Raw genomic sequence first — 12,774 nt, forward strand, 5'->3', positions numbered from 1 at the left:
GATGGCCGACTGGGGCCGAAAACGGTCGCGGCTGGCCGACCGCCTTCGCGAGCGTGTCTCCGACGAGGCCGTTCTCGCGGCGATAGCGTCGGTTCCCCGCCACCGGTTCGTTCCGGACGACAAGCGACACGACGCCTACGCCGACCGCCCGCTCCCGATCGGGTCAGGTCAGACGGTTTCTGCGCCGCACATGGTTGCAATCATGTCCGAGTTACTGGACCTGTCCCCGGGGGATCAGGTGTTAGAGGTCGGTACGGGGTGTGGGTACCACGCCGCGGTGACCGCCGAACTGGTCGGCCCCGAGAACGTCTACAGCGTGGAGTACCACGCATCGCTGGCCGACGAAGCACGGGAAACGCTGGAAGCGACCGGCTACGGCGACGTTTCCGTTCGCGCCGACGACGGCAAGGAGGGGTGGCCCGACCACGCCCCCTACGATCGGACGTATCTCACATGTGCCGCGCCGGAGTTCCCCGCCCCGCTCGTCGACCAGACCCGCACCGGTGGTCTCTTGCTGGCTCCAATCGGTGACGGGCGACAGCGTCTCATCCGCGCGGAGAAACAGGCCGACGGCACGCTCGATAGCGAGGACCACGGCGGCGTTCGATTCGTCCCGCTCCAGTAGGGTCTTTCGACAGACGCCGCCGTTGTCGCGCCATTGATATAGCTCTGGTCGAATATACTGGTATGGACCCAGCGGTACTGCGGGACGACATGGTCGACAGCCTGCAACACGAGAGCAAGGGTGTTGTCCGGAGCGCGTGGCTGTCGGCAGCGATGCGTGCCGTCCCCCGGGAGGCCTTCGTCGGCGAGCAACAGGCCTACTCCGACCGCCCGTTCGAGCGCCTCGGCACGCGCGTGCTCTCGCCCAGTACCGCCGGTCGAGTGCTCGAAACCCTGTCACCCGAAGAAGACGACGACGTGCTCGTGGTCGGTGCCGGTGTCGGCTACACGGCCGCGGTGCTTGCGGAACACGTCGGTGCGGCCAACGTTCACGCGATAGATATCACGCGGCGGCTCGTCATCGAAGCCCGGCAGAACCTGGCAGAAGCAGGCTACGACGCCGTCCTCGTGGACCGCCGCGACGGCGCTGCCGGGCTGCCCGAATACGCACCGTACGACCGTATTCTTCTGGAAGCCGCCGCAATCGACCCGCCGCGGGCGCTCCTCCAGCAACTGACCGATGACGGTCGACTGGTGATGCCGCTTGGCACCGGTGAACAGTCCCTCGCTGTCGTGGAGGCCGACGGCTCGGTCACGCAACACGGCACCGTCGCGTTCCAGCCGATGCTCGTCGAGGGCGAGCAGGCCGACACCGTCGAGCGCAACCGGACCCATCGTGAAGACCGCGAGCGCGCCCGGCGGGCGGCCCAGTCCCGCGCCGGCTGGGAGCAGGAGTGGATCGACTGGGACGGCTAGGGCGACTCGACGACGAGCAGGTCGGTGTTCGAGCGGGCGTCCTCGTAGTTGCTCCCCGCTGGTGGTTTCACCTCGAACGTGACCGTGCCGTCCTGTTGATTCGGTCCGAGCGACGGCGACAGTGAGAGGGTCGCGTTCCCTGCACTCCCTGTCTCGCCAGTCTTGACCGACGAGAGCGTTGCTGTCCCGCTTTTCGCGACCACCGTCGCGCCGGAGACGGGCGACCCCTTCGAGTCGACGACAGTGACAACTACGTCCTGTGTCCCCGGATTAGCTACTTCGGGGTGTGGCTCAACGTCGACCTCTGTCACCTGCAGCGTCTCGATTCCGGAGATGGTGCTCATCATCACGGAGAGGCAGGCGACGCCGACCACCAGCGCGATGACCAGGCGGATCGGCAGTCCCTCGATAGCACGTTCGTCGTGCCACAACGAATCTGACATGTGCTGGGGTGGCCCCGGGTTCGTACTTGAATCCCCGGACAAACGTTCAAATATCAGAGCGAAGCAACCGCCGGCATGGTCGTTATCGGACGTGAGGGGGCGACGGGGGCGACGGCGCGGCTGGGTCACTATCGGGCCCGCGACGGGAGCCGCGGCGCTGCGGTCGACCTCGATATCGACCGGCCACACGTCGGTCTCGTCGTCGGCAAACGCGGGTCGGGGAAGACATACACGCTCGGCGTCCTCGCCGAGGGCCTGCTGGCTGCCGAGGGGGTCGCGCCGGTCGTCGTCGACCCGATGGGGGCGTTCACGCCACTTAGCGCCGCGGACGTGTCTGCCACGGTGGTCGACCCCAGCGTTCGCGCGGACGCGCTCGACCCGCGCCAGTGGTGTACGGTGCTCGGCCTCGACCCCGAACGGGGCGCGGGCGCGCTCGTGTGGCGAGCGGCGAGCGAGCGTGCGACGCTTGGCGGGATGCGTTCGTGGGTGGCCGATGCCGATGTGGCGGCGAGCACCGCCCGCGCGGCGACGAACCATCTCGCGCTCGCCGCGTCCTGGGGCGTCTTCGAGCCTTCGGGTATCGAGGTGGAGACGCTGTGCAGCGACGGCCTGACCGTGCTCGATATGTCGGAATTCGCTTCCCGACCGGCCGGTGCGGTCCTCGCCGCTGTCGCGACCGCGCTGTACGATGCCCGGGTGACTGACCGGACGGACCGACTGCCCTGGCTGCTGGTCGACGAAGCCCACGCGTTCACCGACGGCGTCGCCCGGCGTCCGCTCCGTCGGTTCGTCACCCGGGGCCGCCAGCCCGGCGTGAGTTGTGTGCTCGCGACACAGCGACCTAGCGCTGTGCCACCGACGACCGTCTCACAGACGGACCTGCTCGTCGCCCACCGACTGACGAGTACGGCAGACATCGACGCGCTACAGGCGGCCCAGCCGACGTATCTCGACGGCGATTTCACGGCTCGACTGCCAGAGACGACCGGCGACGCGCTCGTCGTCGACGACGATACTGAATCCGTTCATCATGTAACGGTCCGCGAGCGGCGGACGCCCCACGGCGGCGAGACGCCGCGAGCCAGCGATCTCAAAGCAGACAGGGAGCACGAAGCTCGTACAGGGGGTTCTGAAATCTGATGGTCCGGCACGAATCACACGATCTGTACGACGCCCCAGGCCAATCCGATCCCGGCCAGCGCACAGGCGAGGTTGGCGACGGCGTTGAGTACGGCCAGCGCCACGTAGCCGTCCTCCCATAGCCGCACCGTCCCGACCGAAAACGAGGAAAACGTCGTGAACGAGCCACACGCGCCGACACCGACCAGCAGCGCTGCATCGCCGGTGACGCCAGCAAACGTCAGCAGTCCGAGGACGAAGCTCCCGATGACGTTCACCGTGAGCGTCCCGAGCGGGAACGTCTCTCGCTGGACAGCCCCCGCCAGGTAGTGACGACAGAGCGCGCCGATAGCGCCGCCGGTCCCGACCAGATGCGCCGGCTCGATAGCGACCATCAGCGGCCACCTCCGGCGAACAGCCGGACGGCCTCACGGCCGACGAGGACACCGGCAAACCCCAGAGCGTAGCTGCCGACGATGTTCGCGACAGCCCACTCGGGCGTTAACACCGTCTCCACTGCGAACGTGCTGTAGGTGGTAAACGACGAGATGAAGCCGGTCGACGCGGCCAGTTTCGTCTCGCTGGCCAGCGCACCGACCTGCAGCCCTTCGTACACGAGCACGCCGAGCGCGAAACTGCCGCAGACGTTGACCAGCAGTGTCCCCTGTAACCCCGGAACAAAGAGGCCGACGAAGTACCGGAGGTTCGAGCCGGCGAAGCCCCCCAGACCCACAAGGACGATAGTTTCGACCGTCACCAGTGGGTGGGTGTCTGCCATCTTCACTCCCCAAGTATCTCCGCTAGCCGCGCTTCACCGAGCGTGTCGACGAGCTGTGCGAGTTCGATAACCCGTTCTTCGCCGAGCGCGTCGACGAGTTCACGGATCTCTGCCGGGTCGAACGTTCGGGCGACGTAGCCGAGGTTCTCCACCATCCGCGTCGTCCGGTCTAGTGTCTCTTCGTCGGGTCGTAGCGTTAGCGGCCGGTTCGTGAACTTGCCGTTTTCGTTGAAGTAGCAGAACCGTAACTCGGCGGTGTCGCTGTCATCCGGATCGACGATCTGCAAGACACCGTACCCACTGTCCCACTCGTCCAGTTCGACCTCGAGCAGCGTTTCGTAACGGGTCATACGACCTGCTTCCGATCACGCCGACTTATAGGTTGGCATCTGAAGAGACTCACAAGCGGTTAAGATTGCTATCCACAATAAAACAGTAGTATAAGAGAGAAAAACCTCCTCTCCCTCCCGTCAATCCTTCTGTATCGGAATAATATTGGTACAGGTGTTATTCCGGAATCGACTGTCAGTCTGTGCGCTGTCTGCCGTGTCTCATCGCCGTCGAGTCTGGCGTGTCCGCCCGCACTCGGGGCGCCAAGTGTGTAATTTGGTTTTCGGCAATGAAATTATTTTTATATCCGCTCCGACTACAGCAGACCAATGCCAGAATCAAAGCAAGGATCTAGTGTCGCCCATTTTGATGTCACCAATATCGGTGGGATCGACGAGACATCAGTCGATATTCCACCGGGTGTGACGGTGCTGACGGGAAAGAACGCCACAAACCGGACGTCGTTTCTGCAGTCTATTATGGCGGCAATGGGGAGTACGCAGGCCACGCTGAAAGGCGACGCCGACGAGGGGAGCGTTGCCCTCACGTATGGGGATGAGGTGTACGAACGGACGCTCACGCGGGCGGGGGATGCTGTCCAGTTCGACGGCGACGGCTACCTCGACGACCCCGAGGTCGCCGACCTGTTCGCGTTCCTCCTCGAAACTAACGAGGCGCGCCGGTCCGTGGCTCGCGGCGACGACCTCCGCGAGATCATCATGCGCCCGGTCGACATCGACGCGATCCGTTCGGAAGTCGAACAGCTGGAAGCGGAGAAAGGCGACATCAACGACGAACTCGCCACGGTTGAATCCCGCCAGCGCGACCTTCCGGACCTCGAGCAGCGCCGGACCGAACTCCGCGAGCAGATCGAGGAGAAACGCGAGGAACTGGCCGAGCGCGAGGAGGAGATCGACAACAGCAGCCGGGACATCGAGGAGAGCCGTCAGGAACAGGACGTCCTCGAAGAGAAACTCGACGAACTCCGCTCGACGCGGTCGGACCTCGAATCTGTCCGGCGGGACATCGAGGCACAGGAGGAGAGCATCTCCTCGCTGAAACGCGAACGGTCCGACCTCGAAGACGAACTGGACGAACTGCCGGAGACGCCGATGGGCGACCAGCAGCACCTCGAAGACGAGATCGCAAGCCTGCGCGACCAGCGCCAGCGGCTGAACAGCGAGATCTCCGACCTTCAGAGCCTCATCCAGTACAACGAGGAACGGCTCGAAGAGGAAGACTACGACGTCATTCAGTCACTCGAAGACGCGCCCGAAGGCTCCGACGGCGCGGTGACGGAGCAACTCCTCGAAGGCGAAGACGAGGAATCCGTCGTCTGCTGGACGTGTGGCTCGACGGTCGACCGCGAGCAGATCGAAGACACCGTCGACCGCCTGCAGGACCTCCGCCGGGGGAAGGTCGAGGACCTCAACGACATCAAGTCGGAACTCGACGATCTCAAGACCGACCAGCGCGAGGCGGAAAAGAAGCAGCGCCGTCGCGAGAACGTCGAGCGGAAGATACAGGAGACCGAAACGGAGATCGAACGCCGCGAAGAGCAGATCACCTCGCTGAAGGAGCGACGCGAGGAACTGACTGACGACGTCGAGTCGCTGGAAGACGAGGTCGACAACCTCGAATCCGAGGACTTTGACGAGATCCTCTCACTACACCGGGAGGCAAACCAGCTCGAGTTCGAGATCGACAGCCTGGAATCCGACCTCGACGACGTATCAGCCGAAATCGAAGAGATCGAGGAGATGGTCAAGCGGGCCGACGACCTCCGCGAGGAACGCGACGCCCTCGTTGAGGAACTCACCGACAAGCGGACGAAAATCGACCAGATCGAGGCTAACGCTGTCGACGAGTTCAACGAGCACATGGACGCTATCCTCGGCATTCTGGAGTACGAGAACCTCGAACGCATCTGGATCGAACGCGTCGAGCAGACCGTCCGCGAGGGGCGCCAGAAGGTCGACCGAACGGTGTTCGAACTCCACATCGTCCGGACCACCGAGAACGGCGCGGCTTACGAGGACACCATCGAGCACCTCAGCGAGAGCGAGCGCGAAGTGACCGGGCTCATCTTCGCTCTCGCGGGCTATCTGGTACACGACCTCCACGAGAGCGTTCCGTTCATGCTGCTCGACTCGCTGGAGGCCATCGATTCGGCGCGGATCGCCGAACTCGTCGAGTACTTCGCCGACTACGCCGAGCATCTCGTCGTCGCCCTCTTGCCGGAGGACGCGCAGGCGCTGGACGACGACTTCAACCGCATCACCTCGATCTAACCCCGTAGTCTTTTAGTTCCGGTTACCGTACGTGGGAACAACAGATGGCGAATACGACAGACGGCCGGCCGTCGAGCAAAGTCGCTCGGCTCATCGACGAGTACGAACTCGATGGACTCGGTGCGGAGATGGAGGCCCGCTGGACGGGCGACGGTGAAGAGCGCATGAGCCTCCGTGACCTCGCGGAGTTTTTCAACAAGCGCCTCCTCGAACGCGAGTTGGTCGATGCGGGCCTGAGTGCCCTCGAAAGCGACGTGGAATCGACCTACGAGAACCTCACCGGTGACGACATCAGCACAGGTGTCAGGACCGACACCGTCAACCGACTCGAACGCAACGGCGTCGACGTCGATGGTCTCGAAACCGATTTCATCACCTACCAGGCTATCCGGTCGTATCTGAAGGAGTGGCGCGGCGCGGAGTACCAGGGGCTGTCCGACGACGAGAAGATCGAAAAGGACCTCGAGAGCATTCAGCGGCTACTGACCCGAACGCTGTCGGTCACCGACCAGCGCATCGAGAAACTACGCGATACGGGCCGCATTGACATCGAGGACTTCGAGGTGTTTCTGGACGCGCAGGTGCTGTGCCAGTCGTGTGGCAGCCAGTACGCCGTCGCGGAGTTCTTCGAGCAGGGCGGTTGTGAGTGCCAGCAAGACTGAGTTACCACTCTACGTCTTCCCTGACTGTCGGGATAGACTCAACGATTCGAAAACGTCGAAACAATCGACAGAATTTGTGAAACACAACAAAGTAGAATATACGGTAGCTACGGGTAGTCGCAGAACCAGAATCGTACTACTGTTCCGGAACCCCGACTGCGAAACTGCCTACTGGCTCACACAGGGCTGAAGGCGTCGGGGGCCATCGGAACGGACATGGACCCAGCCGAGCTCCGAGCGTCGATTCCGGCACTCGAACGGTGTACGTACTTCAACACGGGGGCAAGCGGGCCGACGCCGCGCCCCGTAGTCGACGCTGCGACGGCGTTTCTCGAACGCCACGCCTTCGATGCACCTGCCGGCGACGGCCCTTACACGGTTGCGTGGGACGCTATCGCGGCGGCCCGCGAAGTCGTCGCCGGCCACATCGGAACCGAGGCCGCCAACGTCGCGTTCACTCGCAGTACCGCCGATGGGGTCAACATGGTTGCAGGGGCTATCGACTGGCAGCCCGGCGACGTAGTGGTCCGGACCGACCTCGAACACCCCGCCGGAACGCTCCCGTGGGACCGGCTGGCCGACACCCACGATATCGAGGTCCGCGTACTGGAAACCGAGGGTGGTCGGCTCGACATGGCTGACGTAAAAGACGCCGTGGCCGACGCCAGACTGGTGGCGCTGAGTTCGCTCACTTGGACACACGGGACCAGACTTCCGGTCGGGGATGTCGTCGACGTGGTCCACGACGCCGGCGCACAGGTGCTCGTCGACGCCGTCCAGTCCGTCGGGCAACACCCCGTCGACGTGACCGAGTGGGGCGCGGATTTCGTGGCCGCAGCGGGGCACAAGTGGTTGCTTGGTATCTGGGGCGGCGGGTTCCTCTACGTCGACCCCGACGCCTACGACCGACTGCGCCAGACTCGCATCGGCTACCGGAGCGTCGAGAATCCCACTGGGGACGGATACGAGTACTACCCGGGCGCGCGCCGGTTCGAGGTCGGCACTACCTCACCGGTCCCGTACGTCGCGCTCGCGAACGCCATCGAGACGGTCGAGGCCGTCGGATTCGATACGATTCAGGCCCGCGTCGAACGGCTGACCGACCGGCTCAAGGACGGCCTCGGCGACCGGCTGCTGAGCCCCCGCGACTACGAGTCGGGACTCGTGACGTTCACTGCCGACGACCCCGAGGCGACCGTCGAGCGACTCGCGGCCGAGGGTGTCATTATCAGGTCACTCTCCCACCCCGAGGCGCTTCGGGCGTCGGTCCATGCGTTCAACACGGCTGACGATGTCGACCGCTTGCTCGACGCGCTGTAGTTCTCTCAACGCATCCCGCCTCGACTGTGGCTCTCACTGGCCCGGACTTTATTGCCCCGGCCAGCCGTTCACGCCCGTATGGAGACACGCCCTGTCGTGACGTGCTTCCTACGCAGCGATGGCGAGGTGTTGCTGTTGCGCCGGAGCGATGCAGTCGGCTCGTATCAGGGCCAGTGGAGCGGGGTCGCGGGACACGTCGCCGACGACGCCGGGCGAGATCGGGACCCGGAGACGGCCGCACGGGCCGAAATCGACGAGGAGACCGGGCTGGTCGACGCGGTGACGCTCGTCCGGCAGGGCGACTCGTTTCGGGTCGCTGACGACGACCGGGGCGTTCGATGGGTCGTTCATCCGTTCCTGTTCGACTGCGAGGCCCGCACAGTCGCGACTAACGAAGAGACGACCGAGACTGCGTGGGTCCACCCACCCGACATACTGGTCCGCGAGACGGTCCCGCGGCTGTGGACCTCCTGGGACCGCGTTCGCCCGCGAGTGGCGACAGTACGCGAGGACCGGACCCACGGCTCGGCGTGGCTGTCGCTCCGGGCACTGGAGGTGCTGCGCGACGAGGCCGCCCTGGCCGATGCCGGACGGTCTGACGACCTGGAGACGGCCGAGCGGGACGGTGACGGCTGGGACATGCTCGCTGCCCTCGCCGCTGAAATCCGCGAAGCGCGCTCCTCGATGGTCGTCGTCGCGAACCGTCTCAACCGAGCGATGGCTGCCGTGACCGATGAATCGCCAGCGGCTGTCGAGCGGGCGGCGACCGAAACGCTGAATCACGCGGTGACCGCCGACCGCGTCGCCGCCGCCGTCGCCGCCGAGCACGTCGGTGACCGCCTCGCGACGCTGTCTCGCTCCGGGACAGTCCGTGCAGTGGTCGACGCCGCTGCCCCAGCGGCCGTGCTCGTCGCCGAGTCACGGCCCGGCGGTGAAGGCGTTGGCGTCGCGGAGACGTTCGCCGACAGCGCCGCGGTGACGCTGACTACTGACGCAGCGTTCGGTCACGAACTGGATGTGTGGAATGCCGACACGCTCGTCGTCGGGGCCGACCGAGTTCTTCCGGATGGCCGCGTGGTCAACAAAGTTGGAACCTGCCCAGCAGCTCTGTCGGCGGCCGCCGCGGCCGTGGACTGCTACGCCGTGTGTGCCACGGACAAGATCGCGCCACGCGCTGCGTGGGGCCGAGAAGAGCGGGAGCCAGAGGAGGTGTACGACGGTGACGCCGACATCGCTGTGTCCAACCCCACCTTCGACCTGACGCCGGCATCGGCAGTGACGGTCGTCACCGAACGCGGCGTTCTGGGGACGGACGACATCGAGGAGATCGCCGAGGCCCACCGGGAGCGGAGCGGGTGGGCCGACGGTGGCTAACGCCGATCTTTCGCCCGCTCACTGCTCGTCTAACACGACCGGGACGCCGGCTTCGGCTACGTCGGCAGCGAACTCGCGGGAGTCGGCTTCGAGGTTGGAAAAGGTGTTGTAGTGGACCGGCATCACGAGGTCCGGGTCGATGGTCGCGGCCAGCGAGGCGGCCTCGTGGCGGTCCATGGTCGCCCGCGGGCCGATAGGCGGACACAGCAGCGATACCTCAAGGGTCCGATGCCCCGGCAGTACGTCCGAATCGCCCGGATAGAACGCTCTGGTCCCCTCGACGGCGATCATGAAGCCACAGCCGAAGCCCTCCGGGTGGTAGGGCGTTCCATCGGGGAGCGTATGCGGGCCGTCCGGTTCGTTGTACGCCGGCGTCGACCAGATCGGTACGTCCTTGACCGTCGTTTGCGATTTCATGCCGACTTCGACCACGTCGTAGGGCAGTGAGGACAGCGGCGGGAGGTCCCGGTCGCCCACGCGCTCGTCGATACCCTCGTAGGCGACGATGGTCGCGTTCTCGCTCGCGACGCGCTCGATGCCGTCTGGGTCGTAGTGGTGGACGTGGGTCACACACACCACGTCGCCGTCTTCCGCGCGGTAGTCGCTGCTTGGCGGGTGGCCGATACCGTCCGTGTGGGGCTCCCATTCGCCGGTGAGCACGCCGTACCGGCCCGGGTCGACGTACACCACCGTGTCGTCGCTGGCGAACCGGAGCGTCGCGTACCCCAGCCAGTCGACGATCAGCCCGTCGTGTCGAACTGTCATTAGGTGTCCGTACACGCTACACCCTGAATAAGGCCGCTACTCGCTGGCGTCGCCCCCATCAGAAGATATACCCGGCCACTGTCCGTTTGCTTGCCCGTGCGAAACTTCCACATCACGACGGTCTGGGGGATTCCGATACGGGTCAACGTCTCGCTGCTGATTTTCCTGCCGGTGCTGGCCTGGATTATCGGTAGCGGGGCTCAGATATCGGTGTACGCCGGCATCGTGAGCGCTCTCTCCGGCGTGACGCTCGACCTCACGGTGCTGACCGCGGGCCAGACGCCGTGGCTCATCGGCACCGCCGCGGCGGTGGGTCTGTTCGCCAGCGTCGCACTGCACGAACTGGGCCACGCCTGGGCGGCGATGCGCTACGGGCTCCGGGTAGAGTCGATCACGCTCTGGATTCTCGGCGGCCTTGCCAGCCTCGAATCCATGCCCAAGGAGTGGAACCGGGAACTCGTCATCGCGCTGGCCGGCCCGGCCGTGAGTATTCTGACCGGGCTCGCCTGCTACGCCGCGCTGTTTGCCCTGCCAGCGAGCGCGCAGGTGACGCTGTTCGTTATCGGCTGGCTGGCCGTCACGAATATCTTTCTCGCCGTGTTCAATATGCTGCCGGCGTTCCCGATGGACGGGGGCCGCGTGCTCCGGGCGCTGCTCGCGCGAACGCGGCCCTACGCGACGGCGACTCGCATCGCCGCTCGTATCGGGACCGGGTTCGCCGTGCTGTTCGCCGTCGTCGGCGTCCTCTCGTTCAGCCCGCTGTTGTTGCTGCTCGCGCTGTTCGTCTACGGTGCTGCGTCGAGCGAATCCCGCACGGTTGCCCTGGCCGCCCTGCTGGAAGGGCTGACCGTCGACGACGTGGCCAGCCCGCTCGACGCGACTATCGAGGCCAGCGCCAGTATCGAGGACCTCGTCGACCGGATGTTCGCCGACCGGCGGACGGAGTTCGCTGTCACGCGCGGCGGCGACGTGGTCGGCGTCGTCACCGTCGGCGATTTCAGGGAACTCTCGAAGGCCGAACGTGAGGCCGACACCGTCGCCGACCTGATGGAGACCGACCTGCCGCGCTTTGCCTCGGAAACTGCCGCTTTCGACGTGCTCGTCGAACTCGACACCGCCAGAGCCACCGCCGCCTTCGTCGACGGCCCCGAGGGGACCCGTGTGGTCTCCCGCGAGGACTTCTCCAGTGCGATGGAGATGCAGCGGCTCGTTGGGTCGCCGGAACCGTTCTAACACAGCGTTTACTCGCTCGAATATGGTCCCTACCAGCTAGAAGGCGCTACCTGAAGCCGGCTGGACAACCTGGGCGAGCCGGGGTTTTCCGATTCTGTACGGAGACGACGCCAGAACCTGAGACGCCCCCTCTCGACTGCCGGTACATCCAAGAGGGGGCGACGTCCACTACTCGACAATGCAATCCGGGTTCGTCGACCTGTTCGTCGACCTCGTCGGCACCGACCCGCTGATAAACGGCCTCGTAGGTGGGACCATCATCGCGACGATGAACCTCTTCGGCGCGTCGCTCGTGCTGGTCTGGCGTGACCCCTCGGAGCGGGCGCTGGACACGGCGCTCGGGTTCGCCGCCGGCGTGATGCTGGCCGCCGCGTTCACGAGCCTCATCATCCCCGGCATCGAGGAGTACTCGGGCGGGAACCCGATTCCGACACTCGTCGGCGTCGCACTGGGGGCGCTGTTCCTCGACCGCGCGGACGGCCTCGTCCCGCACGCCCACTACCTCCTGACCGGGAGCCGGCGGTCGGACGCCGCCAACCCCAGCCAGGACCTCTCGATTGACGAATCCAAACTGACGGGCGTCATCCTGTTTATCCTCGCGATCACGCTGCACAACATCCCGGAAGGGCTGGCCGTCGGCGTCGGCTTCGGCGCGGCCGCCGGCGACCCGCTCCGGATCGGGGGCGCGCTCTCGCTGATGCTCGCCATCGGCATCCAGAACATCCCCGAGGGGCTGGCCGTCTCCGTCGCAGCGATCAACGCTGGCCTGGACCGTCGGCTCTACGCCGTCTTCACCGGGATTCGTTCCGGCGTCGTGGAAATCCCGCTCGCGGTGCTCGGCGCTGTCGCCGTCGTGACCGTCGAACCGCTCCTGCCCTACGCGATGGGGTTTGCGGCGGGCGCGATGCTGTTCGTGATTTCTGACGAGATAATCCCCGAGACCCACCAGCGCGGCTACGAGCGCGTCGCGACGCTCGGACTGATGGCGGGCGTCATCGTCATGCTGTACCTAGATATCGCGCTCGCAGCTTGAGTCCTGT

General features: G+C 65.4%; 14 protein-coding genes. 9 read left to right on the forward strand and 5 right to left on the reverse strand.

What is annotated here, in order from left to right; translation table 11 throughout:
- Position 1 precedes the first annotated feature (1 nt).
- Together Har1131_RS04175 and Har1131_RS04180 are read left to right on the forward strand one after the other, a co-directional pair.
- Entirely contained in the window at positions 2–625 is a 624-nt protein-coding gene (locus Har1131_RS04175; RefSeq protein WP_014041385.1) for a protein-L-isoaspartate(D-aspartate) O-methyltransferase, read from the forward strand.
- A 62-nt stretch (positions 626–687) separates the two neighbouring features.
- On the forward strand, positions 688–1,419 hold the full coding sequence (locus Har1131_RS04180; RefSeq protein WP_014041384.1) for a protein-L-isoaspartate O-methyltransferase: 732 nt from the start codon (positions 688–690) through the stop codon (positions 1,417–1,419).
- Here Har1131_RS04180 and Har1131_RS04185 read toward each other — a convergent pair.
- Positions 1,416–1,862: a hypothetical protein gene (locus Har1131_RS04185; protein WP_014041383.1), complete on the reverse strand. Its 447-nt coding sequence runs from the start codon at positions 1,860–1,862 to the stop codon at positions 1,416–1,418. The two genes, Har1131_RS04180 and Har1131_RS04185, sit on opposite strands and share 4 nt — an antisense overlap.
- 75 nt (positions 1,863–1,937) lie before the next feature.
- Between Har1131_RS04185 and Har1131_RS04190 the strand changes: the two genes are divergently transcribed.
- On the forward strand, positions 1,938–3,002 hold the full coding sequence (locus Har1131_RS04190; protein ID WP_151145183.1) for an ATP-binding protein: 1,065 nt from the start codon (positions 1,938–1,940) through the stop codon (positions 3,000–3,002).
- Positions 3,003–3,016: 14 nt separating this feature from the next.
- Here Har1131_RS04190 and crcB read toward each other — a convergent pair whose 3' ends face one another.
- Genes crcB through Har1131_RS04205 form a run of 3 tightly spaced genes read right to left on the reverse strand, consistent with a single transcriptional unit; the run spans position 3,017 to position 4,109 of the window.
- A complete protein-coding gene (gene crcB, locus Har1131_RS04195) occupies positions 3,017–3,376 on the reverse strand; it encodes a fluoride efflux transporter CrcB (protein WP_014041381.1) in 360 nt (119 codons plus the stop codon).
- Positions 3,376–3,759: a CrcB family protein gene (locus tag Har1131_RS04200; protein ID WP_023843421.1), complete on the reverse strand. Its 384-nt coding sequence runs from the start codon at positions 3,757–3,759 to the stop codon at positions 3,376–3,378. Before Har1131_RS04200 ends, crcB begins: the two co-directional genes overlap by 1 nt.
- A gap of 2 nt (positions 3,760–3,761) precedes the next feature.
- Entirely contained in the window at positions 3,762–4,109 is a 348-nt protein-coding gene (locus tag Har1131_RS04205) for a hypothetical protein (RefSeq protein WP_008307758.1), read from the reverse strand.
- A 309-nt stretch (positions 4,110–4,418) separates the two neighbouring features.
- On the opposite strand from Har1131_RS04205, the gene Har1131_RS04210 reads away from it, so the two are divergent.
- The 4 genes from Har1131_RS04210 (at position 4,419) to Har1131_RS04225 (ending at position 9,736) form a co-directional block, all read left to right on the forward strand.
- Positions 4,419–6,380, forward strand: a complete 1,962-nt coding sequence (locus tag Har1131_RS04210; protein ID WP_050007466.1) for an archaea-specific SMC-related protein — start codon at positions 4,419–4,421, stop codon at positions 6,378–6,380.
- A gap of 44 nt (positions 6,381–6,424) precedes the next feature.
- Positions 6,425–7,042, forward strand: coding sequence for a rod-determining factor RdfA (gene rdfA, locus Har1131_RS04215; RefSeq protein WP_008307760.1), 618 nt, complete (start codon positions 6,425–6,427; stop codon positions 7,040–7,042).
- Between the two features lie 216 nt (positions 7,043–7,258).
- The gene (locus tag Har1131_RS04220) at positions 7,259–8,362 is read left to right on the forward strand and encodes an aminotransferase class V-fold PLP-dependent enzyme (RefSeq protein ID WP_014041378.1); all 1,104 of its coding nucleotides are present in this window, start codon (positions 7,259–7,261) and stop codon (positions 8,360–8,362) included.
- A 78-nt stretch (positions 8,363–8,440) separates the two neighbouring features.
- A complete protein-coding gene (locus Har1131_RS04225) occupies positions 8,441–9,736 on the forward strand; it encodes an NUDIX domain-containing protein (protein WP_064288683.1) in 1,296 nt (431 codons plus the stop codon).
- Between the two features lie 18 nt (positions 9,737–9,754).
- Here Har1131_RS04225 and Har1131_RS04230 read toward each other — a convergent pair whose 3' ends face one another.
- Positions 9,755–10,501 (reverse strand): MBL fold metallo-hydrolase, encoded by a 747-nt coding sequence (locus Har1131_RS04230; RefSeq protein WP_129755628.1) that lies wholly within the window; start codon positions 10,499–10,501, stop codon positions 9,755–9,757.
- A gap of 96 nt (positions 10,502–10,597) precedes the next feature.
- Between Har1131_RS04230 and Har1131_RS04235 the strand changes: the two genes are divergently transcribed.
- Together Har1131_RS04235 and Har1131_RS04240 are read left to right on the forward strand one after the other, a co-directional pair.
- On the forward strand, positions 10,598–11,734 hold the full coding sequence (locus Har1131_RS04235; RefSeq protein ID WP_050037118.1) for a site-2 protease family protein: 1,137 nt from the start codon (positions 10,598–10,600) through the stop codon (positions 11,732–11,734).
- Between the two features lie 178 nt (positions 11,735–11,912).
- Positions 11,913–12,767, forward strand: a complete 855-nt coding sequence (locus Har1131_RS04240) for a ZIP family metal transporter (RefSeq protein ID WP_014041374.1) — start codon at positions 11,913–11,915, stop codon at positions 12,765–12,767.
- Positions 12,768–12,774: the final 7 nt, after the last annotated feature.

This window comes from Haloarcula sp. CBA1131 (assembly GCF_008728975.1).
In the GTDB taxonomy this organism is placed as follows: domain Archaea; phylum Halobacteriota; class Halobacteria; order Halobacteriales; family Haloarculaceae; genus Haloarcula; species Haloarcula hispanica.

What these genes read in the sequence shown, in the direction of transcription:
- Har1131_RS04220 (WP_014041378.1), top strand. Translation starts at nt 7,259, where the DNA reads ATGGACCCAGCCGAGCTCCGAGCGTCGATTCCGGCACTCGAACGGTGT.
- Har1131_RS04180 (WP_014041384.1), top strand. Translation starts at nt 688, where the DNA reads ATGGACCCAGCGGTACTGCGGGACGACATGGTCGACAGCCTGCAACAC.
- Har1131_RS04175 (WP_014041385.1), top strand. Translation starts at nt 2, where the DNA reads ATGGCCGACTGGGGCCGAAAACGGTCGCGGCTGGCCGACCGCCTTCGC.
- rdfA (WP_008307760.1), top strand. Translation starts at nt 6,425, where the DNA reads ATGGCGAATACGACAGACGGCCGGCCGTCGAGCAAAGTCGCTCGGCTC.
- Har1131_RS04225 (WP_064288683.1), top strand. Translation starts at nt 8,441, where the DNA reads ATGGAGACACGCCCTGTCGTGACGTGCTTCCTACGCAGCGATGGCGAG.
- Har1131_RS04200 (WP_023843421.1), bottom strand. Translation starts at nt 3,759, where the DNA reads ATGGCAGACACCCACCCACTGGTGACGGTCGAAACTATCGTCCTTGTG.
- crcB (WP_014041381.1), bottom strand. Translation starts at nt 3,376, where the DNA reads ATGGTCGCTATCGAGCCGGCGCATCTGGTCGGGACCGGCGGCGCTATC.
- Har1131_RS04190 (WP_151145183.1), top strand. Translation starts at nt 1,938, where the DNA reads ATGGTCGTTATCGGACGTGAGGGGGCGACGGGGGCGACGGCGCGGCTG.
- Har1131_RS04185 (WP_014041383.1), bottom strand. Translation starts at nt 1,862, where the DNA reads ATGTCAGATTCGTTGTGGCACGACGAACGTGCTATCGAGGGACTGCCG.
- Har1131_RS04210 (WP_050007466.1), top strand. Translation starts at nt 4,419, where the DNA reads ATGCCAGAATCAAAGCAAGGATCTAGTGTCGCCCATTTTGATGTCACC.
- Har1131_RS04205 (WP_008307758.1), bottom strand. Translation starts at nt 4,109, where the DNA reads ATGACCCGTTACGAAACGCTGCTCGAGGTCGAACTGGACGAGTGGGAC.
- Har1131_RS04230 (WP_129755628.1), bottom strand. Translation starts at nt 10,501, where the DNA reads ATGACAGTTCGACACGACGGGCTGATCGTCGACTGGCTGGGGTACGCG.
- Har1131_RS04240 (WP_014041374.1), top strand. Translation starts at nt 11,913, where the DNA reads ATGCAATCCGGGTTCGTCGACCTGTTCGTCGACCTCGTCGGCACCGAC.